This window comes from Providencia sp. wls1916 (assembly GCF_009706585.1).
Taxonomy (GTDB): Bacteria; Pseudomonadota; Gammaproteobacteria; order Enterobacterales; family Enterobacteriaceae; genus Providencia; species Providencia lanzhouensis.
In genome coordinates this window covers 21,148-44,536 of sequence record NZ_WLUL01000016.1, presented here as the reverse complement: position 1 = coordinate 44,536, position 23,389 = coordinate 21,148, and the positions used below count along the sequence as shown (strand labels likewise).

18 protein-coding genes and 1 pseudogene are annotated in these 23,389 nt (G+C 43.6%); 6 read left to right on the top strand and 13 right to left on the bottom strand.

Features of this window, described 5'->3' with window-relative positions; all coding sequences use genetic code 11:
- The first annotated feature begins 70 nt into the window (after positions 1–70).
- The gene (locus GKR61_RS11190) at positions 71–1,501 is read left to right on the top strand and encodes an MFS transporter (protein ID WP_036950641.1); all 1,431 of its coding nucleotides are present in this window, start codon (positions 71–73) and stop codon (positions 1,499–1,501) included.
- A 231-nt stretch (positions 1,502–1,732) separates the two neighbouring features.
- Here GKR61_RS11190 and GKR61_RS11185 read toward each other — a convergent pair whose 3' ends face one another.
- A complete protein-coding gene (locus tag GKR61_RS11185) occupies positions 1,733–3,223 on the bottom strand; it encodes an MFS transporter (protein WP_154599601.1) in 1,491 nt (496 codons plus the stop codon).
- A gap of 93 nt (positions 3,224–3,316) precedes the next feature.
- On the opposite strand from GKR61_RS11185, the gene GKR61_RS11180 reads away from it, so the two are divergent.
- Positions 3,317–3,856: a TetR/AcrR family transcriptional regulator gene (locus tag GKR61_RS11180; protein WP_036950636.1), complete on the top strand. Its 540-nt coding sequence runs from the start codon at positions 3,317–3,319 to the stop codon at positions 3,854–3,856.
- 69 nt (positions 3,857–3,925) lie between these two features.
- Complete coding sequence (locus GKR61_RS11175; RefSeq protein WP_051422601.1) at positions 3,926–4,876, top strand: hypothetical protein; 951 nt, start codon at positions 3,926–3,928, stop codon at positions 4,874–4,876.
- 61 nt (positions 4,877–4,937) lie between these two features.
- On the opposite strand, the gene GKR61_RS11170 is transcribed toward GKR61_RS11175, so the two are convergent.
- Positions 4,938–6,014 (bottom strand): nitrilase-related carbon-nitrogen hydrolase, encoded by a 1,077-nt coding sequence (locus GKR61_RS11170; protein WP_154639771.1) that lies wholly within the window; start codon positions 6,012–6,014, stop codon positions 4,938–4,940.
- A gap of 558 nt (positions 6,015–6,572) precedes the next feature.
- Here GKR61_RS11170 and GKR61_RS11165 point away from each other — a divergent pair.
- Entirely contained in the window at positions 6,573–7,865 is a 1,293-nt protein-coding gene (locus GKR61_RS11165) for an MFS transporter (RefSeq protein ID WP_108479118.1), read from the top strand.
- A gap of 53 nt (positions 7,866–7,918) precedes the next feature.
- On the opposite strand, the pseudogene GKR61_RS11160 reads toward GKR61_RS11165, so the two are convergent.
- From GKR61_RS11160 to GKR61_RS11150, 3 genes and pseudogenes are all read right to left on the bottom strand, one after another.
- Positions 7,919–8,564: pseudogene (locus GKR61_RS11160) on the bottom strand (3-keto-L-gulonate-6-phosphate decarboxylase UlaD).
- Between the two features lie 50 nt (positions 8,565–8,614).
- On the bottom strand, positions 8,615–9,082 hold the full coding sequence (locus tag GKR61_RS11155; protein WP_036950629.1) for a PTS sugar transporter subunit IIA: 468 nt from the start codon (positions 9,080–9,082) through the stop codon (positions 8,615–8,617).
- Positions 9,083–9,148: 66 nt separating this feature from the next.
- The gene (locus GKR61_RS11150; RefSeq protein WP_154599603.1) at positions 9,149–10,921 is read right to left on the bottom strand and encodes a PTS ascorbate-specific subunit IIBC; all 1,773 of its coding nucleotides are present in this window, start codon (positions 10,919–10,921) and stop codon (positions 9,149–9,151) included.
- A gap of 427 nt (positions 10,922–11,348) precedes the next feature.
- Between GKR61_RS11150 and ulaR the strand changes: the two genes are divergently transcribed.
- The gene (ulaR, locus tag GKR61_RS11145) at positions 11,349–12,104 is read left to right on the top strand and encodes an HTH-type transcriptional regulator UlaR (protein WP_154599604.1); all 756 of its coding nucleotides are present in this window, start codon (positions 11,349–11,351) and stop codon (positions 12,102–12,104) included.
- A 115-nt stretch (positions 12,105–12,219) separates the two neighbouring features.
- Entirely contained in the window at positions 12,220–13,287 is a 1,068-nt protein-coding gene (ulaG, locus tag GKR61_RS11140) for an L-ascorbate 6-phosphate lactonase (protein ID WP_036950623.1), read from the top strand.
- Between the two features lie 105 nt (positions 13,288–13,392).
- Here ulaG and GKR61_RS11135 read toward each other — a convergent pair whose 3' ends face one another.
- From GKR61_RS11135 to atpH, 8 genes are all read right to left on the bottom strand, one after another.
- Positions 13,393–14,688: an SLC13 family permease gene (locus tag GKR61_RS11135; RefSeq protein ID WP_132496979.1), complete on the bottom strand. Its 1,296-nt coding sequence runs from the start codon at positions 14,686–14,688 to the stop codon at positions 13,393–13,395.
- Between the two features lie 231 nt (positions 14,689–14,919).
- Complete coding sequence (glmS, locus tag GKR61_RS11130; RefSeq protein WP_036950619.1) at positions 14,920–16,752, bottom strand: glutamine--fructose-6-phosphate transaminase (isomerizing); 1,833 nt, start codon at positions 16,750–16,752, stop codon at positions 14,920–14,922.
- Positions 16,753–17,014: 262 nt separating this feature from the next.
- A complete protein-coding gene (gene glmU, locus GKR61_RS11125) occupies positions 17,015–18,385 on the bottom strand; it encodes a bifunctional UDP-N-acetylglucosamine diphosphorylase/glucosamine-1-phosphate N-acetyltransferase GlmU (protein ID WP_036950618.1) in 1,371 nt (456 codons plus the stop codon).
- Positions 18,386–18,508: 123 nt separating this feature from the next.
- Complete coding sequence (locus tag GKR61_RS11120; protein ID WP_006660646.1) at positions 18,509–18,934, bottom strand: F0F1 ATP synthase subunit epsilon; 426 nt, start codon at positions 18,932–18,934, stop codon at positions 18,509–18,511.
- A 21-nt stretch (positions 18,935–18,955) separates the two neighbouring features.
- A complete protein-coding gene (gene atpD / locus GKR61_RS11115; protein ID WP_006660647.1) occupies positions 18,956–20,338 on the bottom strand; it encodes a F0F1 ATP synthase subunit beta in 1,383 nt (460 codons plus the stop codon).
- A gap of 34 nt (positions 20,339–20,372) precedes the next feature.
- On the bottom strand, positions 20,373–21,236 hold the full coding sequence (atpG, locus tag GKR61_RS11110) for a F0F1 ATP synthase subunit gamma (RefSeq protein ID WP_006660648.1): 864 nt from the start codon (positions 21,234–21,236) through the stop codon (positions 20,373–20,375).
- Positions 21,237–21,291: 55 nt separating this feature from the next.
- A complete protein-coding gene (gene atpA / locus GKR61_RS11105; protein WP_006660649.1) occupies positions 21,292–22,833 on the bottom strand; it encodes a F0F1 ATP synthase subunit alpha in 1,542 nt (513 codons plus the stop codon).
- Positions 22,834–22,847: 14 nt separating this feature from the next.
- On the bottom strand, positions 22,848–23,381 hold the full coding sequence (gene atpH / locus GKR61_RS11100; protein WP_036950613.1) for a F0F1 ATP synthase subunit delta: 534 nt from the start codon (positions 23,379–23,381) through the stop codon (positions 22,848–22,850).
- Positions 23,382–23,389 lie beyond the last annotated feature (8 nt).

Sequence of the window (23,389 nt, the reverse complement as noted above, 5' to 3'; positions counted from 1 at the left end):
TAATTTTATTATCCAAGACAATACTTGGATAATACCCTTTTCTTTACTCTTTCGTCCAGCAGGTCTGCGTATGAGCAACAAAACTGTCACCGAATTCAATGAAACAGGCACCGAACCTCAAGGAAAATGGGCCGATTTACTCAGCGGCACTAATGCATTATTGACGATAGCCCTCACAGGTGGCGTCGCACTTCATGCTATCAATATTTATATTGTCACCACGATTTTACCGAGTGTCGTCAATGATATTGGCGGTCTTGAATATTATGCGTGGAACACCACGTTATTTGTGGCAACCTCCATTATTGGCTCTGCATTATCCAGTAAAGTACTGGACAGCCTAGGACCTAAACTTGCCTACCTTAGCGCTCTGTTACTGTTTTCCTTGGGCGCCATTTGGTGTGCATCCTCACCGTCCATGCTCACCTTATTAGGCGGGCGCGCCTTACAAGGGCTTGGCGGCGGAATGTTATTCGCGCTTAGCTACGCGCTGATCCGTATTGTCTTCACGCCAAACTTGTGGTCTCGCGCCATGGGAGTGATATCCGGTATGTGGGGGATAGCTACGTTGTGTGGTCCTGCCATTGGCGGTATTTTTGCTCAAGGGGGTCATTGGCGCTGGGCTTTTTGGGCTTTATTGCCCGTGGCGGTTGTGCTGGCAATGATAGTTATCAACCAATTACCAGGGAAAAAATCTCAGCAAGCGCAAACAACAAAAATTCCCATTCTTGCGATTTCACTGTTAGTTATTTCCGTGCTGGCTATCTCAATTGGCAGTTTATCGGAAAGCTTGCTCAGCAATCTTATCGGGTTATTCATTGGCATTGCCTTGCTCGTCACCATTGCGCTTATTGATGGTAAAAATGGAAAGCGTTTACTCCCCACAGGGGCTTACTCCCTAAAAACTCAGCTTGGGGTTATTTTCCTGACAATGGGTTTACTGGTGGGGGGAATGACCACCGAAATTTATGTGCCTTACTTCCTGCAAACCATTCACCAGTTTTCACCGTTGATGGCGGGTTATTTAACTGCCGTGATGGCAGCGGGGTGGACGGTGGGTGCTTTACTCAGCGCTAATAAAACGGGTGCCATCGTTTTACGCATCCTTAAAGCGGGTCCCGTTATCATCTTGGTATCGCTGATAATTCTAGCTGTTCTAACCCCTAATCTGGATTTAGTTAACTCCATTCCATTATTTATTCTTTACCTACTCGCCATGATGGGAGTTGGATTAGGAATTGGCATCTGCTGGCCTCATTTAGTTCTGCGAGTATTTAATGCGGCACCTAAAGGGGAAGAAAACTTAGCATCCTCTTCAGTGATTACGATCCAATTGTATGCAACCGCGTTATCTGCGGCATTAGTGGGCGTGGTGGTCAATAATAGCGGATTGATTAATCCTGGTGGGTTAGTTGGTGCTCAACAAGCCTCTGTCTGGTTATTTGCCCTGTTTGCTATTAGCCCATTCTTGGCTGCAGTTTTAATTCGCAAAGTTAAATAATCAGACCATAGAAGGATGCTCAATCACGAGCATCTTTCTATTTTGTTGATTATTTTTTAAATAAAAATAATGAGTTAGGAATTTCTCTCGAAAATTCCTTATTGGTTTTAAATTCCCGTAGAGATAGACACTCAGGCCCGTGAATCATTTTTTGTCTATTAAATGAAAAGTGCGCCTTTATTCGGCGCACTTTGTTCTTAATTTTTAGACAAAGTTATTTGAACAATATTGTTAGGCGGTACGCTTTTGGCGAAAGAAAAAAGGTAGAACTACAATACTCACCACCAGCACGATTACCGTAGCAATCATGACAGACATAAATGCGCTATCAAATGCTATACTCGCCTGACTCACTAAGAGACTTGCACTATCTTGCGATAACCCTTCAGCCACAATTAACGCTTCATCAAGGCTATCATAGACTTTGTCTGCTACCGTTAAACCTGCCGGTAATACCAGCTTTGCGGTATAAACCGCACTCATCAAGCCACCCATAAATGTCACACCGAGCACGCTACCTAGCTCGTAAGCCACTTCTTCAATGGATGCTGCCATTCCCGCTTTTTCATCTGGCGCATTTAACATGATGGTGGTTGATGCTGTGGTAAAAATGGCACCTAATCCGAACCCGACACAGAATAAGAATGACAGTAATACCAAGCCGGTTGAGGTTTTGAATACCCACGCAACCCCAATGACGCCAACTAATGTGCAAATAAATCCTAAAATCATCATTAGCTTAGCGCCGACTTTATGTAGATACATGCCCGCTAACGGAGACGCTAACACAGACGCAATCGGGATCGGAATAATGTATAACGCCGCCTCGAATGGGGTATAACCTAATACCAACTGCAAGCGCTGACTTAGCAAAAGCTCGACACCAACGATAATCACGATGGATAAAATCGCCATCATAATACCCGCAAAAAATCGAGGGTCGCCAAGCAATTTGAAATCAATCATGGGCGATTCTGATGCTAACTGTCGACGGCTAAAAATAACCAGGAAGGCAATGCCGATCGCCCCTGCAATAAGTAACGTGAACCAATCAATATTGGCTTTTCCAAGTTCTTTCAAGGCGTAAATTGAACCAATCAGCCCCACCAAGACAAACAAAGAGCCTAAATAATCAATCGGTTGCTGCGAATTTCTCGTACTTTTTGGTATTAAAGAAAGCGCAAATGGGATCACCAACAGCACGACAGGTACGTTGATTAAAAAGACGGAGCCCCACCAGAAATGATTAAGTAATACACCGCCGACTAATGGTCCAATTGCCGCACCACCCGATGCCACTGCAGACCAAATACCAATCGCCAGTGCCCGCTCTTTCGGATCTAAAAATACTTGGCGAACAATGGCTAATGTCGCTGGCATACTAATCGCAGCACCCACCGCTAAGAAACCACGAGATAAAATTAAGCTCAATGCACTCGGTGAAAATGCCGCGCACAGAGAGGCCAATGCGAATAAGGGCAACCCTAGTATAAACATCCGCTTATGACCTACTTTATCACTTAACATTCCCGCAGCAGGCAATAGCCCCGCAACCACTAGCGGGTAAGCATTCATGATCCATAATTTTTCAGACGCTGTTGCACCTAGATCATGGGTGAGCTTAGGCAGTGCGGTATATAGCACGGTGACATCAATGACGATGAGAAATAAAACACTCGATACTAAGAGTAAAATAATCCAACGTTTATAATCTGCTATCATAAAATCTTCTCAACTTGTTTAATTGATCACCTTGATGGATGATCGTGCTACAATATAATTCCATACGTACGTATTGAAAAGAGGTTTTTTTAAATGGGACGTCAACGAACAATCGATCGCGAAAAAGTGCTAGAAGCCGCAGAAGAGATTGTCATTAATCAAGGTGCTACCGCACTGACGATTGATGCAGTCGCCAAATCAATGGGGATTTCTAAAGGGGGAGTCCAATACTGCTTTGGTAACAAAGAAGCCTTAATTGATGCCATGTTTGAGCGCTGGAGCCACTCTTACGATGAGATTTTCAGTCAAGCGATAGCCCAAGATAACAGTCCTGAAGGTCGAGTGATTGCCCACATAAAAGCCACAGCGGATCACGATAAAACCAGTATCGCCAAAGGTGCCGCATTAATGGCTTCTCTGCTTCAAACACCTGAATATTTAGAAAGCACCCGTAAATGGTATCGAGAACGCATTGCTAATTTAGATTTATCAACCGAAAGCGGCAAACGCGCTAGATTGCTATTTTTAGCCACTGAAGGCACTTTTATTTTGCGCCATTTTGGTTTGATGGATATTGATGATGCAGAATGGCAATCAATATTCAGCGATATCGAAAACACGTTTAAATTTTAAGTGAAAATCTATTTTTGATATCTCTAACACTCTCTGTTTTATATTTTTATCTAAAAAGGAGAGTGTTCAATGAATAGAATAAGTAATGGGTGTACAAATAAAATATCTCAGCCACATATTGAACAAAACCAATCCGCTTTGGCGAAACCTAAAAATAAAAAAAACGGGTTTATAGAGAGAGTAAACAGGTTATTTAATACCAACTTGTTTAATACATTGTTAAAACGTCCCAAGAAAACAAAAAATACAGAAATCATCCCTTCCCATCAAAGTTTCGTAAAGCTGACAATACCAGAGAATCCTTCTCCGCAAAAAATAGAAAAAAATACGAATTTAGCGCCAAACAAAGTACACATTGAACCGATCGTACATATTGAGCCTATAATCGCAAAAATAGTACCAAGCGAAATAGACCAGTTCACAGAAAAGTTGCATCGTCTCAATATCATCTTTAAAAATGATGCGTTCGGCGCTGATCATCGACCTATCTTTTTAGTCAAAAATCACTCGACATGTCGCGCGCGCTCCCTCAGCAAACACAATGAACTTGGTGAGGAGGAATATGGCACGCTCACCCTCAACATGCGTCATTATCTTGGTAAAGGGGAATATGGAACCGCCTATCGCGTGGGTAACTTTGCGATTAAAATTCCTCATCGCGATTTAAACTTTAAATACAATAAATATGCGAAATACGATCGCTGTGCCAGAGTATTAAATGAGGTAAATCAAGATATTAACTTTGCACGATCTACTACGCTCGCAAATGGCAATGCCATTTTAGTCACTAAGTTTATTGATGGGAGATCGATAACAGGCAAGGAGGCTTCTGGTTTTGTTGAATCCCGGGGACGCACTCTTTTTGATCATGGCTCCGAAGGCAACGTAAGAAAAGATAGGCAAAAAAATCTGTTTTTAATTGATGCTGATTTTGCTGCGCAACCTAACCAGCTAAATCGCACCCTGTCTATAGGTACCATTAAAATCTATAAGCGTTATGAAAATAACGATATCCGTTAGCTTAGAATTAAAAAAACCAACAACGTAATACACGCTGTTGGTTTTTGATTAATCGCGACCGTTATTGCTTATCATACACACTCGGTACAAACACATTTCGTTCGATCATTTTCTCGATTTGCTTATTTAAAATGGTTTCTCGGTAGTGTTTATGATTGCCTTGAGGCTCATGTAAGTAGATATTTTTCGGGTAAATTGGCGTTTCATAAATGAGTTGAGCACATTCAGTCCGAATATCTTTCAGCCAATTACTGACCGAAGCATTGGCGCGGTGATGGCGCATCGCTTCGATATCAATCACCCCATAAACATAGGTAGAACCATTAGTATCCTCTTGTTTACCCACGATTTTACCCTTGTAGTCCACAATCAGTGAACGACCGCCACCACAATCAATTGGCGCTTGTGTGGTTGGGAACATATACATTGAGCCAATATTAGGCGCCACAACATAGAAATTGTTTTCCAACGCACGGGCGCGGTTAGAAATTTCAAACAGGTCATTTTCAGTAAATGGCGTTGGTAATGAAGCGCGGTACACCACTTCTGCCCCATTTAATGCCAGACCACGACCGTTTTCAGGGAAGTTTCCTTCCATGGCCATCATTACCCCTAATCGACCAATTTCAGTATCAACCACCGGCCAGAAAGATTGTAATGAACGCCCATATTTTTTTATCCACTCATCGTACAGATCATGAGGCGATGCCGAACGTTCACACGGCAACAAAGAGGACATTTTATGGTGTTTCAGGATAATGTTGCCTTTGGGATCAATAACAAACCCAACGTTAAACATAATTCCTGGCCAATCAGGATCACGAGTTTTCGCTTGCGCCATGATGTACACATTTTGAGATTTCGCTAATTCACCCAGTCTATCAGTCTCAGGGCCTGGAATATCAATAGCGCCATCTTTTAAGAATTCAGCAATCGGTAAATCCAATGCTTCATCGTTGAAACCTTGTAAAGCACCTTCAGGGAGAACAAGTAAACGAACAGGGAGATCCAATGAAGATAGCCACAACGCACCGTGAGATAGCTCCTCAAGATGGTCGATATTTTTCATAATATCGCTACGCGTTTTTATTCCCCACGTTGTTGGCACTAAACCCACTACACCATATGGCTTTATCATAATAATTCTCCGATTTTATTTTCGATTTACCTGCATTTGGCATTGTTCAAAAATCAAACTCATCGAATATTATTCATATGTTAAATTTATGTCAAATAAATATTAAATTATACTTTTTGGATATTCACACTTAATCCGTTCAATACTTCACGCTAATATTTAAAATAAAAAATCAGGCTATAAACATATTAACAATCTAGTGATTATCTTATTATTTATAAATATAACCTCGCGTTACTTTATTTTAAAATGCATAAATATCAATTAGATGAAAAATTATTGCTATTTTTAATTTCCTCATAAAATTAATATAGGAAAACATTTTCATTCTTAAAAACAGAAACAAAAACTGCGAGTAAACTTAAGTTTTATTAATATTTAATCCAAAAACAAAAACTGCAATAAATATCCTATTTCTGCATTTATTGTACATTTAATTAACATTTCTATTGTGATTTAACTTAAAAAAGTAAAGTGTAATGTCGGCTTTTCAGATTTAAAAATATACGTACTTGCCATTAAAAAAATATCGGTCGAATAACGATTAGAGAGTGATTTATGACAATACAAACATCTGAAATTACATCTGTCTCCTCAAAACGCACGACCTTTAAAGTCATGCTGGTTTGCTGGCTAAGCATTTTATTTGAAGGTTATGACGTGGGGGTGATGGGTGCAGTTTTACCCACACTCTCTGAATATAAAGAGTGGAATTTAACCCCTATTGAATTAGGCGCCTTGAGCAGTTATACCCTCGTGGGAATGTTCTTCGGTGCTTTTATTATCGGAACGTTAAGCGAGTTATATGGTCGACGACGCATGCTACTAATCTGCGTTACGCTATTTTCGTCCACCATGTTAGCCACCGCTTTAGCGCCAACACCTTGGTTTTTTGGATTAATGCGTTTTATCGGCGGAATTGGACTTGGGGGCGTGATCCCCGTAGCCGCGGCTCTCACTATTGAATATTCACCAACTGAAAAACGGTCGTTTAACTATGCCATTATGTACTCAGGCTACTCTCTGGGTATCTTATGTGCTGCGTTAGTGGCGATTGCGATTCTTAGCCAATTTGGTTGGCGTGGCGTCATGATGATCGGGTCATTGCCTTTGTTATTAATCTGGCCAATGTCCCGCCTATTGCCTGAGTCTATTGAATACCTTAATAACCGAGGGCAACACGAAAAAGCGAGAAAACTGGCGGAGAAACTTGAAGTTACCTATCACGAACCCGTGAAACAAGAAAAGCAGGCTTCCCGTAGCTTAAAAGAAGTTGTCGCGATTATCTTTTCCAAAGATTACCTGCGAGCAACCTGCTGTTTTTGGGTCGCTCTGTTCTGTGGTGGCTTCATCGTTTACGGCTTAAATACGTGGCTGCCATCCATTATGCGTAAAGAAGGTTATGATCTCGGCTCCAGCTTAACTTTCTTAGTGGTGTTCAGTTTATCTTCTGCGCTAGGCGGGTTATTCCTCGGGAAAGTCGCCGATAAATGTGGCGCTCGCGGTACAGTTGCATTCTTCTTTATGCTAGGTGCAATGGGTATTGGATTGATGGTCTTCAAGCAAAATATCTATATGAATTATTTACTTGTGGGCCTCGCGGGGATTGGCTGTATTTCTGCGCCATTAATTTTGACAGGCTATGTCGCTCATTTCTATCCATCCAGTGTGCGGGCTTCTGCAACAGGTTGGACAATGAGTATTTCCCGTGTAGGTGCAATGTCTGGTCCCATGTTTGGCGCTTATATTGCCAGTCTTGGAGTCGCCAGTAGTTGGAACTTTGCCGCGTTCTCTGCGGTGACGGTAATAGGCGGTATTGCCGTAATGCTACTACCAAGTAAACGCTTATAAACCTAAAAACAAAATCCCCTCCGTAATTTCGAGGGGATTTTTATCAATACCAATTACCAGAAACGAGCAATTTGTTCACGCAGTGCTTCTGCGGTGGCTTTTCCTTTTTCACCGACCAATGCGCGCCCAGCAATAAAGGCTTTGGCTTTGATACCTTCAAAAAGATGAATATCTTCCGGCACAATCCCCCCCAGTTATCGACAATTCGAGGCCTAAATCAGAAAGTTGGCGCATTTTGGTGAGATCTTCAGGTCCCCAGCCCACGCCAGCGAGCTCAGCATCACGAGAACGATGGTAAATCGCCTGTTTGATTCCTAAATCTACCCAGCGCTGAGCATCGTCTAATGTCCAGTTACCATACAGCTCAATTTGGATTTCACGCCCAAATTCATCCGCCACTTTTTTACATGCCGTAATAGTGGCAATATGCGCCGCTGCCGAAACCGTGATCCAATCCGCGCCAGCTTCGAACGCCATTTTCGATAAAATCGCACCGCCATCCGTGGTTTTCATATCGCAAACAATAATGTGTGATGGATGATTTTTACGTAGTGTTGAAACTGCATTCATGCCTTCCGCAAAAGCCAAAATAGTACCAATTTCAATCACATCAACAAAAGACTCCACATTATCAGCAACCGCCAGCGCATCTTTCAGATTGGTTTGGTCTAATGCAATTTGAATTAAAGGTTTAGTCATTTGATTATCCTAGTATTTTAGATTAAATCGGGTATCTGGTGAATAACGGCTTAAGCCAATGCGGCATCAATCACCTGATAGACCTCGTCTGCGCTGGTGCATCGGCGAATTTTATCGAGATCAATCCCCGTTTCGCTCTCTTCATCATCCAGTACTTGAGTCACTTCCATTAATCCTTCCATATGTTCATCAGAAGAACTTCCCGCGAGGGTAATAAGGACATCCACAGGCTCACTTTCCCCATCAAATACAATCGGTTCTTTTAATGTCACCAAGGCAAATGCGGTTTTTAAAACGCCATTTTCTGGGCGCGCATGAGGTAAGGCTAAATGAGGTGCAATACAGATATAAGGGCCTAACTCTTTGACGCTGCTAATAATGGCGTCATGGTAATCCGGCAAAATCGCCCCAGATGCGATGAGCATATCGGTGCCAATCTTAATCGCGTCCTGCCAATTATCCGCTGAGGCATGTAATTTAATGGAGTTGTTATCCATTAGAGATTGTTTGAAACCCATGGCATTGCTCTCCTATTGTCATGGGCATACATCACTGAATCCCCATGATAAATTTAGTTATTGGATTTATTTCGACTCACTAAAGTTATTATGAATAATCGCCAGTAATTCATCGCCGAATGAGTTCGGATTTAACATATTCTGCACACCTAGTACGAATTTACCTTCCCCCGCATCCATTTCAGAAGAGAGATGCTTGGAAGAGACGATGATATCTGTATTCGCCAGTTTTGATTTGTAATCAGAGACCGCGCAGGAATCCATCACATGAGGAATGCCTTTACCTTCAAGGTACTTGGCAATTTTCATTTTCATCATCATTGATGAACCTTGCCCATTACCACACACCGCAAGAATACTGACGGGTCTAGCGCCTGTTGAAATAGGCAGTTCTGTTGGTTCAATCGGCGCATTTTCAACACTCAGCTCCGCTTGTGGCTCCGCTGCCGTAGCGGCTTGCGCATCTTCTTCCGCACGCAATCTTTTCGACGCAAAGTACATGTAAACAAACGACAGTCCAATCAAGACAAAGAAGAAATATTTAGAGAAGGAAAGCCCCTGCATCACTGGTGGGAAAACTAACGCCCAGTCAGCCATGCCCATCCAACCGCTAAAATCCGTTCCTTGCTGGCTAAACAATGAAATCGCCCATGCAGACCCAAACACCTCAATGATCCCCATCACGAAACAGATTTTCATGACTGCTTTCCAGCCACCGAAATGGTTGGCAAATACCCCAATTGTCGCGTTGGAGAAGAACATTGGGATAAATCCAGGAATAATCATGATCGGGGAACTTAATCCCAACATAATCAACACCGCAGTAAACTGCCCCAACGCCCCCCACATAAAGCCGAATACCATGGCATTAGGAGAGAAGGCGTAAATTGCCGCACAGTCAATGGCGAGTACCGCATTAGGAATAACGCGCTCGGAAATCCCTTTAAACGCTTCAGAGAGCTCGGCAACAAACATCCGCACACCGGTAACAATAATCTGGATGGCGACCGCGAATTTCAAACCGGTTTCTAGAATATAGATGGTCCAATGGGTTTTCCCTGCCATTTCTTGCAAGTTAGTTAACCCAAAGGAAAGAAGAATGATGCCGAAGAAAACGGTCATCACAATCGCGGTGGCCGCGATGCTATCATGGAAAATATGCAACCATTTCGGTAGGTTAAGATTATCAACGCTATCGTTTTTATCACCGAGTTTATGGGCAATTTTAGTGGCGACCCATGATGCGACTTGCTGCTGGTGACCAATTGAAAACCCTGCCCCACCCGTGACTGATTCCGTTGGCTTGAACATAATATTGGATGAAATGCCCCAATACAGCGCCATGAGAACGGCTGAGTAAATAATGGTTTCCCACATACTGGTGCCCAGCACAAAATAGAATACCGCGATCAATCCCGCTTGCTGGAACATGATATGCCCCGTCAGCATAATGGTTCGGATCCCCGTGATACGGCGGAAAAGCACCAAAAGAATATTAATCGCCAATGCAATCAACACCGTATACCCAACCCATGAATAGTTATCCCCCATGGTTTCCATGGTGGCCATCATTGAGGTATAAGGGTCGATAACTGAACCGGTAAGATGATGATATTCTGACATTTTTGCAATGACAGGTTTGAAGCTGGAGACTAATGTATCGGCTCCCACTTGCACTAACATAAAGCCGACAATCGTTTTTATGGTTCCCTTCAGGATGGTTGTGCCATCTCTCTTTAGAAGCCAGTAGCCAATCAATGTCACTAATCCCAGTAATAACGGGGCTTTGGTCATCACTTGGCTGTAAAAAATATAGAATGAGTCATACAGAAAATCCATATTTTTACCCCTAAATCAAATTTAGTGTGAATTATTATCTTATTTAAAATTACATTACCCTGATCACAGACAAGCATTCTCACGCTATAATCAAACAGTTCATCAATTTAATCACTCAAATACATTTTGCAATCATAAGTAATCACCATTTGCTCATTTATGATTATTTGAAGTGACGCTTTTTGACCAGTAAAAAACCCTACATTTGTTGAGCTGATCACAACAAATATAGTAAAAATCAATATTTACATATAGTTAAATAATTAAATCGGCATGGGTAATTTTTGAATTTAGTGAGTTGACAATTTTCATTATAATCATATAGAATCAAACTCAATCATTTTGAGTCAAAAGTTATCATGGAATCGTGATTATAATAATCATCACTAAAGACGAAAAATGATTATACAGAAATAAGGCGCTACACATGAATGAGACACAAAGACATCATGAAATATTGTCTTTATTGAAAGAAAATCAAATCATTAACGTATCTTTTATCACAAAACATTTTGATATTTCGCCGGCAACTGCTCGCCGAGATATAGCCAAGCTGGATGAGCAAGGCAAACTCAAAAAAATACGTAATGGTGCAGAGCGCATTGAAGAAAAAAGACTCAGATGGTCACCACTGAATATCAATAGCACCGACCATTATGAAGAAAAGTCACAAATCGCCATGAAAGCGGCAGAACTTTGCCAACCGGGAGATAGCGCTGTTATCAACTGTGGATCCACCGCATTTTTGCTAGGACAGCAACTGTGTGGAAAAGGGGTTCAGATAGTAACGAACTATTTCCCTCTCGCCAGTTATTTGATTGAAGAAGAACATGAAGATGTGGTTCTGATTGGCGGGCAATATAACCGAACACAAGGTATTTTCCTCAATCCTGCATTAAGCACATTGATGGGATATGCCGGTAACTGGATGTTCACTTCAGGGAAAGGTTTAACCGAAACAGGGTTGTACAAAACAGATATGCTGACTGCGGTCGCGGAGCAACAGATGCTCGATCGTATTGATAAATTGGTTGTCGTTGTGGATAGCTCAAAAGTCGGAAGTCGAACGGGCATGTTATTTTGCCCTACCGAAAAAATTGACTATCTCATCACCGGTAAGAATGCCGACCCGAAAATTATCAAAGCCATCGAAGCCCAAGGCACGCAAGTCATCCTTGTATAATTAGATTAACTATCTAATTCAACGAATTAACAAATTTATTCTGTATTTCGCCTTATTTTCATTAATAAGGCGCTAATCCCTTACATTTGAAATTCTGGATAGGAAAGGTGTTGCTATGAGTAAAGTAAATGAAATTACCCGTGAATCTTGGATTTTAAGCACATTCCCTGAATGGGGAACCTGGCTCAATGAAGAGATCGAAAAAACCGTCGTAGAACCCAACACATTTTCTATGTGGTGGCTGGGCTGTACAGGTATTTGGTTGAAAAGCGAAGGTAACACTAACATATCCATCGATTTTTGGTGTGGTACAGGTAAAAAGACCCAAAAAAACCCACTGATGAATCAGCAGCACCAAATGATGCGTATGGGCGGAGTTGAAGCCCTGCAGCCCAACTTACGTACCGCGATTTTTCCGCTCGATCCATTTGCGATTAAAGATGTCGATGCCATTTTGGCATCCCATGACCATGCTGACCATATTGATGTCAACGTTGCGGCGGCAGTGCTACAAAACTGCGGAGACCACGTTAAATTTATTGGTCCACAAGCCTGCGTCAACCTATGGACAGGTTGGGGTGTACCAGAAGATCGCTGCATTGTGGCCAAAGTGGGCGATGTGATTGAAGTTGGCGATATGAAAATCCGTGTTTTAGATTCATTCGACCGTACCGCGCTAGTGACCTTACCAAAAGGCGTTTCTTCCTATGACAAAGCCATTTTGGACGGTATGGATGAACGTGCGGTGAACTATTTAATTGAAACCACAGGCGGCTCTTTGTATCACTCTGGAGATTCTCACTATTCCAACTACTATGCGGCGCACGGCAACCGCTACAATATTGATGTTGCCCTGCTTTCTTACGGCGAAAACCCGCGCGGTGTCACCGACAAAATGACCTCTTCCGATATTTTGCGTGCCGCCGAATCATTAGATTGCACGACGGTTATCCCATTCCACCACGATATTTGGGCTAACTTCCAAAATGACCCTCGTGAAATTGAAGTGTTATGGAATATGAAAAAAGAGCGTCTGCAATATAAATTTGCCCCATTCTTCTGGCAAGTTGGCGGGAAATATACCTACCCAACCGATAAAGGACGCATGCATTATCAGCATTTCAGAGGCTTCCAAGACATCTTTAAAAACGAACCTGAATTGCCGTATAAAGCCTTCTTGTAAGATTGTTATCGATAAAAAAAACAAAATCCGGTAAGGCATACTCCCTACCGGATTTTTATTATCTTTATAAAATAGCTAACTTTATGTTAATCACCAAAATCGTGATTAAGGGATCACGCCCAGCAATTTAAACCAGAAATAATCCAGAGGCACCAAGAGGAAAAAGGTCAAAATAAACAAAATCAGACACAGCCTTACGCCATCCATTAACGGCACTTTGCCCATTCCCATCGCGACAACAATCGGAGACGCTTGATAAGGCAATAAAGGTGTTGAGTAACCGATGACTTGTACCATGAGAACCGCAATTAGTGGTAAGCCCGTGGCATTAGAGAGAGATTCTGCTAACGGGGTATACAGTGCTGGAACGCCGTTTGCCGTCACCACAAAGTTTAAACCGCTAGTCAGTCCCACTAAGCTACCAAAATCCATAAACGGGCTATTTGGATCCAGTGGCAGCATCTTTTGTAAGTAAGTACCAACCACCATTCCAACGTTGGAATAACTCACCAATGTTGCTAGGCTCAAAATCCCTGCCACATAGATACAAGTACGGATATTCACCGCTTTAACAAACTCGTCATTGGTGACAAAACCGACTTTAGGCAGCAAGCAGAAACATGCCGCGACTAATCCCACCCATGCTGGTGAAATACCGTGTGTGGTATCCGTGATCCAGAAAAGCAATGTGACCGCCAACACAACACCGAGTTTTTTCTCATCGCGGCTCATCGGCGGTAAAGTTTTTTGCTCAACCACCTGCTGCAATTTGGCAGGAAACAGAAAATAGATACACAGCACCACCATTGCGCCTTTAATCAGCCCTAAGATTGGCATATGCAGGAACAGGTAATTCAAGTAGGAAAGTTTAAGGTGGTAAGTGGTTTCTATCGCTCCCGCCATAACAAGGTTGGGAACGTTCGCAGGCAGCACAGTTGCAGAAAGTTGGAAGGTACCAAAACCCACCGCCAGCGCTAACCCGATACGCCCTCGGCTGCCACTTTCTAGCCCGACTTTATCTGCTATTGCCATCACAATCGGCATCAGTAATGCAATTCGCCCCATATTCGACGGCATAATAAATGCCAATCCATAGGCGAGGATCACCACGCCAATGATCAATGAGAGCCAGGATTTTGTGAAACGCCCCGAGATATGCTGCGCAATCCGTTCCGCTAGCCCCACTTTATTGATGGCAAACCCAAGAATGAATCCGCTTAAAACGAGCCAAAATGCTTCCGAGGTGAACCCCGAGAAAATCACATTGGTTGGCGCTAGATGTAAGCATGCCGCTGCTGCTAAAAACAGTAATGCTACTAAATATTCCGGTAGTTTTCCTGTCGCCCAAAACCCTATTGTGATTGCGATGACAACCGCACTTAACCATTCTATCTCTGCCATCCACGTCGCCTTCTGCTGATTTTTATTGTTGTTTATTATTGCTCAATACTGCATCAAGAAAATTAAGTATACGTGAAATTGATAGCGAATAGATGCATGCAAAAGCAACTAATTAGCATCGGATTGTTATAGTTCAGCAGGGAAATTTTAATGGAGTGTAAGAATAGAGAAGCAATAAAAAGCCGGTGTTCTTTTACAGAACACCGGATGGATTTTTAAATCAGAGCGAGATTACTCAACAGTCACTGATTTTGCTAAGTTACGCGGCTGATCCACGTCAGTTCCTTTGATTAACGCAACATGGTAAGAGAGCAGTTGCAGAGGAACAGTGTAGAAAATTGGTGCGATTAACTCTTCCACATGCGGCAGGGGAACAATTTTCATGTTTTCACTTGCCACAAAACCAGCATCTTGGTCAGCGAACACATACAGCAGACCACCACGCGCGCGAACTTCTTCAATGTTAGATTTCAGTTTTTCTAACAGTTCGTTGTTCGGAGCAACGATGATAACTGGCATATCTGCATCAATTAACGCTAATGGGCCATGTTTTAATTCGCCCGCTGCATACGCTTCGGCGTGGATATACGAAATCTCTTTCAGTTTCAGTGCGCCTTCAACGGCGATAGGGAACTGATCACCACGACCTAAGAACAGTGCGTGGTTTTTGTCTGAGAAATCTTCAGCTAACGCTTCAATCACTTTGTCTTGAGACAGCATGCTTTCAATACGCGCAGGCAGTGCGTGAAGCGCATGAGCAATACGCTCTTCCAGTTCTGGGTTTGCCCCTTTCAGGCGTCCCATATATGCCACCAGCATCAACAATACCGTTAACTGGGTTGTGAATGCTTTGGTGGAAGCAACGCCAATTTCCGCACCCGCTTTGGTCATCAGCGAAAACTCAGATTCGCGGACTAATGAAGATGCGCCAACGTTACAAATCGCCAGGGACGTTAAGTAACCCAGTTCTTTAGACAAGCGTAAAGCGGCTAAAGTATCTGCCGTTTCCCCTGATTGGGAAATGGTGATCATCAAGCTGCCTTTACGATGTGCCGGTTTACGGTAGCGGTATTCAGACGCAATTTCCACGTCACAAGGAATACCCGCCAATGATTCAAACCAGTAACGCGCAACCATACCAGCGTTGTACGAGGTTCCGCAGGCAACGATTTGGATATGGTCAACTTTGGACAGAATTTCGCTGGCTTTTGGACCTAACTCGCTAAGGTCGATACCATTATCTTGGTTAAAACGCCCTTCGAGGGTGTTTTTAATCGCCATTGGCTGTTCATAGATCTCTTTTTGCATGTAATGGCGGTATGCGCCTTTATCACCTGCATCGTATTGAACATTCGATTCGATTTGCTCACGTTCAACTGGTGCGCCTTGCTTATCAAAAATACGCACAGTGCGACGAGTAACTTCCGCAATATCCCCTTCTTCTAAGTAGATAAAACGGCGAGTCACAGGCAATAATGCCAGTTGGTCAGAAGCTAAGAAGTTTTCGCCAACACCCAGACCGATAACCAACGGGCTACCTGAACGTGCTGCGACTAATAATTCTGGGTTGCGGCTATCCATAATTACGGTGCCATAAGCGCCACGTAATTGTGGGATCACGCGCTGAACCACTTCCAGCAATGTGCCACCTTGCTGCTGTTCATGATGAACAAGGTGTGCAATCACTTCAGTGTCAGTGTCTGAACTAAAGATATAGCCAAGTTTTTTCAGCTCTTCTTTCAGTTCTAAATAGTTCTCAATAATTCCGTTATGAACAACGGCAATGTAACCCGAGGTATGAGGGTGAGCGTTACGCTCGCTTGGAATACCATGAGTCGCCCAGCGGGTATGCGCGATACCAGTTCCACCAGAAACCGGGTTCTTTTCTGCTTCTTCCGCCAGCATTTGTACTTTACCGACTTCACGTAAGCGTTGCAGATGACCTTCGTGATCAACCACCGCCATACCCGCTGAGTCATAACCACGGTATTCTAAACGGCGAAGACCTTCTAACAGAATTTCCGCGATATCACGTTGTGCGACAGCACCAACAATTCCACACATATTAAGTTATTCCTAAATAAAGGGGTTATTCCCCCTCTTATTGTCGCAACCTGATTATTGTTCAGCTTTCGCTGTTCCCCAGCCTTGTAGAAACGGGGAATTTTATTGTTTTATCTATTTGCTACTTTGTAGCGATTTTTATATTAAAAAATACTGACCGACATTGCTTAGACTGCTAATTCTTAGATAACTAATTCGTTCATAACTAATCATAGGAGAGACTTGAATATCTCTCCTCTATATTTACTTATGTTTTATTTACTTATTTTTTCTTTACTGGGCGCTGCCAGTTTTTAATGTGTGTCTGTTTCACGCGGCTCACCACCAGCTCACCTTCGTTAATATCACGAGTGACCGTGGTACCAGCACCAATGGTTGCGCCATTAGCCACACACACTGGAGCAACTAACTGAGTGTCAGAGCCAACAAACACATCATCACCAATAACCGTTTTAAATTTATTCACACCATCATAATTACATGTGATCGTGCCCGCACCAATATTCACATTACTACCAATCTGAGCATCACCCAGATAGCTTAAGTGACCCGCTTTAGAGCCTAAGCCCAGCGTGGCATTTTTCATTTCAACAAAGTTACCCACATGGGATTTTGCTGCTAATTTAGCACCAGGGCGTAAACGAGCGAAAGGTCCAACAGTACATTCCGTGGATAATTCAGAATTTTCAATCACTGAGTATGGGCTGATAACTGAGTTATCGCCAATCACGCAGTTTTTCAGTACACAGCCTGTTTGGATCTGAACGTTATTACCCAGTGTCACGTTACCTTCGATGATCACGTTGGTGTCGATCACCACATCGCGACCGTGAGTTAAGGTTCCGCGAATATCAAAACGCGCAGGATCAATCAACATCACACCCGCTAACAGTAATTTTTCAGCTTGTTCTTTTTGGTAGATGCGCTCTAACGCAGCTAATTGCAGACGGTTATTAACCCCTTCCATTTCACTGAGATGGCTTGGGTGAACGGTCGCAATTTTGTTACCTTCTTTATGAGCAAGAGCAATGATGTCGGTAATGTAGTATTCACCTTGGGCATTGTTATTGTTCAGTTGGCTCAGCCAGCGGTTAAAGTCTTTTCCGCTTGCAACCATAATACCGGTGTTGATTTCTTGGATTTTACGCTGTTCTTCACTGGCATCTTTCTGTTCGATGATACCAACGACTTCGCCGTTTTCGCGGATAATGCGACCATAACCGGCTGGGTTATCTAGGATAACAGTGAGTAAGCCAATGCCGCCTTCTGGCTTAGCTTCTACCAGTCGTTGTAATGTGTCTTTAGCGATCAAAGGTACATCGCCATAAAGCATGACAATATCTTCATCATCTTGGAAGTGGGGAGCGGCTTGCTGCATCGCGTGGCCAGTACCCAGTTGCTCTGCTTGCAGAACCCAATTGAGGTTTTGTTCACCCAGTTTTTCTTTCAGTAAATCACCGCCATGTCCGTATACCAGATGAATATCCGACGCACCGATTGATTTCGCTGTATCAATCACATGCTGAACCATTGGTTTACCTGCGAGTAAATGCAGAACTTTAGGTAAGTCTGAATACATCCGTGTGCCTTTACCGGCAGCTAAAATCACGACACTTTTTCTTTGCACAGTCATATTTTCCTGAAACTCCAACTTTGGGGTGAAAGTAAACCTATTTCCTGTATAAATTACTACATATTTCGCACAAATAAAAAAGCCAGTTAGTCAAACTAACTGGCTTTTTCTATATTGCTATCATTACATAAGCTTTTTAGTTAACTCGATAACTCGAAGTTTCGCTATTGCTTTTGCAAGTTCTGCTGATGCCTGAGCATAATCAACATCGCCGTGTGCTTTGCGGACATGTTCTTCCGCTTTGCGTTTAGCTTCCACTGCACGAGCTTCGTCTAAATCTTTACCACGGATCGCTGTATCAGCGAGTACGATAACACCTGTTGGTTGAACTTCTAAAATACCGCCGGAGAGGTAAATTAGCTCTTCTTCACCAAACTGCTTCGTAATGCGTACCATGCCCGGTTTTATGGCAGTCAGCAGCGGGGTATGCTGCGGATAAATCCCCAACTCACCTTCACTACCTGTCACCTGAATTTTTTGTACTAAGCCTTCAAACATCTGTTTTTCCGCGCTTACTACTTTCAGGTAGTATGTCATTGCAGCTACCATATCAACCTCTCGTCAGATGGATTAAAGCTTTTTCGCTTTTTCCACAGCTTCTTCAATGGTACCAACCATGTAGAACGCTTGTTCTGGCAGGTGGTCGTAATCACCGTTCAGGATGCCGCTGAAGCCACGGATAGTGTCTTTCAGAGAAACGAACTTACCTGGTGAACCGGTAAAGACTTCTGCAACGAAGAATGGTTGAGACAGGAAGCGCTGGATCTTACGAGCACGAGCAACAACCAGTTTGTCTTCTTCAGACAGTTCATCCATACCCAGGATTGCAATGATATCTTTCAGTTCTTGGTAACGTTGCAGAATAGACTGAACGCCACGAGCAACATCATAGTGCTCTTGACCAACTACCAGTGGGTCTAATTGACGGCTGGTAGAATCCAGAGGGTCAACCGCAGGGTAGATACCCAGAGATGCGATTTGACGGCTCAGAACTACGGTTGCGTCTAAGTGAGCAAAGGTGGTTGCTGGTGATGGGTCAGTCAAGTCATCCGCTGGTACGTATACCGCTTGAACGGAAGTGATAGAACCAGTTTGAGTTGAGGTAATACGTTCTTGCAGAACACCCATCTCTTCCGCCAGCGTTGGTTGGTAACCTACCGCTGATGGCATACGACCTAACAGTGCTGATACTTCAGTACCTGCCAGTGTATAACGATAAATGTTGTCAACGAACAGCAGTACGTCACGACCTTCGTCACGGAATTTTTCAGCCATAGTCAGACCAGTCAGCGCAACACGCAGACGGTTTCCTGGTGGCTCGTTCATCTGGCCATAAACCAGTGATACTTTATCCAGAACGTTTGAGTCGGTCATTTCATGATAGAAGTCGTTACCTTCACGGGTACGCTCACCAACACCGGCGAACACTGAGTAACCTGAGTGCTCAATCGCGATGTTACGGATCAGTTCCATCATGTTTACTGTTTTACCAACACCCGCACCACCGAACAGACCTACTTTACCACCTTTCGCGAATGGACAGATTAAGTCCATTACTTTGATACCGGTTTCCAGCAGTTCAGTTGAGTTAGCTAACTCTTCGTAGCTTGGTGCAGCACGGTGAATAGACCAGCGCTCTTCTTCGCCGATATCACCTTTCATGTCGATTGGTTCACCCAGAACGTTCATGATACGTCCCAGAGTTGCTTTACCGACTGGTACTTCGATTGGGTGCTCTAGGTTTACAACTTCTAAACCACGGCTCAGACCGTCTGATGTACCCATTGCGATACAACGGACAACACCACCACCTAACTGTTGTTGAACTTCCAACACCAGTTTTTCTTTACCGTTAATAACCTCAAGAGCATCGTACACTTTTGGTACGTTATCTTGAGGGAACTCGACGTCCACAACGGCGCCGATTACCTGGATAATCTTTCCAGTAGCCATCTTGAATCCTCTACGTAATTCGTAAACCTAGCTGTTAAACCGCGGCAGCACCAGAAACGATCTCGGTCAGTTCCTGAGTAATGCTGGCCTGACGAGCTTTGTTGTAAACCAACTGCAACTCTTTGATCAGGTTTCCACCGTTATCTGTAGCGGCTTTCATCGCTACCATTCGAGCGGCCTGCTCACTAGCTAGGTTTTCAACGACGCCCTGATAAACCTGCGACTCGATATAACGACGCAGCAGGGTATCCAGCAACGCCTTAGGATCGGGTTCATATAAATAATCCCAAGATTTCTTCTTCAGTGTTTCGTCATCGCTTGCAGGCAATGGCAGTAACTGAAGAATAGTTGGCTCTTGAGACATTGTATTGACGAACTTGTTGTTCACCACATACAGTTTATCTAAACGCCCTTCATCATAGGCTTGTAGCATAGAGTTAACCGGGCCAATCAGGTCAGAAAGGGTCGGGTTATCCCCCATTCCGGTTACTTGTGAAACGACATTGCCGCCTACAGAACCGAAGAATGCTACCGCTTTAGAACCGATTAAAGCCAAATCAACCTGAACGTTTTTCTCAGACCACGTTTTCATGTCTGCTAGCAGTTTTTTGAACAGGTTAACGTTCAAACCACCACACAGACCACGGTCTGTTGAAACAACCAAATACCCGACGCGCTTAACTTCGCGCTCTTCGAGATATGGGTGTTTATATTCCAGATTACCTAATGCAAGGTGACCAATCACACTGCGCATGGTTTCTGCATAAGGACGGCTGGCCGCCATGCGTTCCTGCGTTTTACGCATTTTGGACGCCGCGACCATTTCCATCGCTTTAGTGATCTTCTGTGTGTTTTGCACACTTCCAATCTTGGAACGTATCTCTTTTGCGCCGGCCATTTCTGCTTCTCCTTATTAACCAGACGGCCCATAAAAATTCACGGGCCGAATAGTATTACCAGGACTGGGTGGCTTTGAATGATTCGAGCAGTTTATTCAACTTAGCTTCGATATCATCGTTATATTTGCCCGCCAGACCAATTTCGTTCATAAGGTCAGCATGCTCGCGCTGTGCAAATGAAACTAATGCAGCTTCGAATGCACCAATTTTTGCTAACTCAACATCGTCCAGATATCCACGTTCTGCAGCGAACAGAGACAGTGCCTGCTCTGCTACTGACATTGGTGCATACTGTTTCTGTTTCAGCAGTTCAGTTACTTTCTGACCATGGCTCAACTGTTTACGAGTTGCGTCATCGAGGTCGGAAGCAAACTGAGCAAACGCTGCCAGTTCACGGTATTGAGCCAGTGCTGTACGGATACCACCAGACAGTTTCTTAATGATTTTAGTCTGAGCAGCACCACCAACACGAGATACTGAAATACCTGGGTTAACCGCTGGACGAATACCAGAGTTAAACAGGTTAGATTCCAGGAAGATCTGACCATCAGTAATCGAAATTACGTTTGTTGGTACGAATGCAGAAACGTCACCCGCTTGAGTTTCAATGATTGGCAGAGCAGTCAATGAACCAGTTTTACCTTTCACTTCACCTTTAGTGAATGCTTCTACGTAATCAGCGTTAACACGAGCAGCACGCTCAAGTAAACGGGAGTGCAGATAGAAAACATCACCTGGGTATGCTTCACGTCCTGGTGGACGACGCAGCAACAGTGAAATTTGACGGTATGCGACAGCCTGTTTAGACAGGTCATCATAAACGATCAGAGCATCTTCACCGCGGTCACGGAAATATTCACCCATCGCGCAACCAGAGTATGGTGCTAAGTATTGCAGTGCAGCTGATTCAGATGCAGTTGCAACAACAACGATAGTGTTTTCCAGAGCGCCGTGTTCTTCCAGTTTACGTACTACGTTAGAGATAGTTGATGCTTTCTGTCCGATAGCAACGTAAACACATTTGATGCCAGAATCACGCTGGTTGATGATTGCATCGATCGCCAGAGCTGTTTTACCAGTTTGACGGTCACCGATGACAAGCTCACGCTGACCACGGCCGATTGGAATCATCGCATCGACTGATTTATAACCAGTCTGTACAGGTTGATCAACTGATTGACGGTCGATAACACCCGGAGCAATAACTTCTACAGGAGAGAAGCCATCGTGCTCAACAGGACCTTTACCATCAATTGGTTGACCCAGTGTATTCACTACACGTCCTAACAGGCCACGGCCTACTGGAACTTCAAGAATACGACCAGTACATTTAACTTTCATGCCTTCTGCTAAGTCAGCATAAGGACCCATAACAACCGCACCAACAGAGTCACGCTCTAAGTTCAGTGCAATTGCGTAACGGTTGCCAGGCAGTGCGATCATTTCACCCTGCATGACTTCGGCTAAACCGTGAATACGAATGATACCGTCGTTAACGGAAACAATCGTACCTTCATTGTGAGCTTCACTCACAACATCGAACTGAGCAATACGCTGTTTGATCAGTTCGCTGATTTCGGTGGAATTCAGTTGCATATGCTCCAGTCCCCTTAAGACTGCAAGACGTCAGTTAAACGCTCTAAGCGACCGCGGACACTACCGTCAATGACGAGGTCTCCCGCACGAATGATCACTCCAGCAATAACAGACTTGTCAATTTTGCAATTCAGCTTAACTTTGCGTGACAGACGTTTTTCCATCGCGGCAGAAATTTTAGCTGACTGCTGTTCACTCAGTTCGTTCGCAGAAAGAACATCAACTTCAACAGTTGATTCCAGCGTATCGCGCAATTGGATAAATTGAGCTAATACTTCTGGCATCGTTGTTAAACGACCGTTTTCCGCCATAACACGAATTAGATTTTGAACATGCTCGTCAATTTCATCTCCACAAACAGAGATAAACGTTTTAGCTAATGTTTCTGGTGCAATAGAACCAGAAAGCAGCTCACCAACCTGTTCATTGCGCGTCACCTCAGAGGTGAAGGCCAGCATTTCCTGCCATTTAGCAACAGCTTGGTTTTCCACAGCAAAGTCAAAAGCTGCTTTGGCGTAGGGGCGAGCTACAGTAGCGATTTCAGACATGCCCCTCC

Excerpts from the sequence above, each read along its gene's own strand:
- GKR61_RS11190 (WP_036950641.1), top strand. The coding sequence starts at position 71 with ATGAGCAACAAAACTGTCACCGAATTCAATGAAACAGGCACCGAACCT.
- GKR61_RS11185 (WP_154599601.1), bottom strand. The coding sequence starts at position 3,223 with ATGATAGCAGATTATAAACGTTGGATTATTTTACTCTTAGTATCGAGT.
- GKR61_RS11180 (WP_036950636.1), top strand. The coding sequence starts at position 3,317 with ATGGGACGTCAACGAACAATCGATCGCGAAAAAGTGCTAGAAGCCGCA.
- GKR61_RS11175 (WP_051422601.1), top strand. The coding sequence starts at position 3,926 with ATGAATAGAATAAGTAATGGGTGTACAAATAAAATATCTCAGCCACAT.
- GKR61_RS11170 (WP_154639771.1), bottom strand. The coding sequence starts at position 6,014 with ATGATAAAGCCATATGGTGTAGTGGGTTTAGTGCCAACAACGTGGGGA.
- GKR61_RS11165 (WP_108479118.1), top strand. The coding sequence starts at position 6,573 with ATGACAATACAAACATCTGAAATTACATCTGTCTCCTCAAAACGCACG.
- GKR61_RS11155 (WP_036950629.1), bottom strand. The coding sequence starts at position 9,082 with ATGGGTTTCAAACAATCTCTAATGGATAACAACTCCATTAAATTACAT.
- GKR61_RS11150 (WP_154599603.1), bottom strand. The coding sequence starts at position 10,921 with ATGGATTTTCTGTATGACTCATTCTATATTTTTTACAGCCAAGTGATG.
- ulaR (WP_154599604.1), top strand. The coding sequence starts at position 11,349 with ATGAATGAGACACAAAGACATCATGAAATATTGTCTTTATTGAAAGAA.
- ulaG (WP_036950623.1), top strand. The coding sequence starts at position 12,220 with ATGAGTAAAGTAAATGAAATTACCCGTGAATCTTGGATTTTAAGCACA.
- GKR61_RS11135 (WP_132496979.1), bottom strand. The coding sequence starts at position 14,688 with ATGGCAGAGATAGAATGGTTAAGTGCGGTTGTCATCGCAATCACAATA.
- glmS (WP_036950619.1), bottom strand. The coding sequence starts at position 16,752 with ATGTGTGGAATTGTTGGTGCTGTCGCACAACGTGATATCGCGGAAATT.
- glmU (WP_036950618.1), bottom strand. The coding sequence starts at position 18,385 with ATGACTGTGCAAAGAAAAAGTGTCGTGATTTTAGCTGCCGGTAAAGGC.
- GKR61_RS11120 (WP_006660646.1), bottom strand. The coding sequence starts at position 18,934 with ATGGTAGCTGCAATGACATACTACCTGAAAGTAGTAAGCGCGGAAAAA.
- atpD (WP_006660647.1), bottom strand. The coding sequence starts at position 20,338 with ATGGCTACTGGAAAGATTATCCAGGTAATCGGCGCCGTTGTGGACGTC.
- atpG (WP_006660648.1), bottom strand. The coding sequence starts at position 21,236 with ATGGCCGGCGCAAAAGAGATACGTTCCAAGATTGGAAGTGTGCAAAAC.
- atpA (WP_006660649.1), bottom strand. The coding sequence starts at position 22,833 with ATGCAACTGAATTCCACCGAAATCAGCGAACTGATCAAACAGCGTATT.
- atpH (WP_036950613.1), bottom strand. The coding sequence starts at position 23,381 with ATGTCTGAAATCGCTACTGTAGCTCGCCCCTACGCCAAAGCAGCTTTT.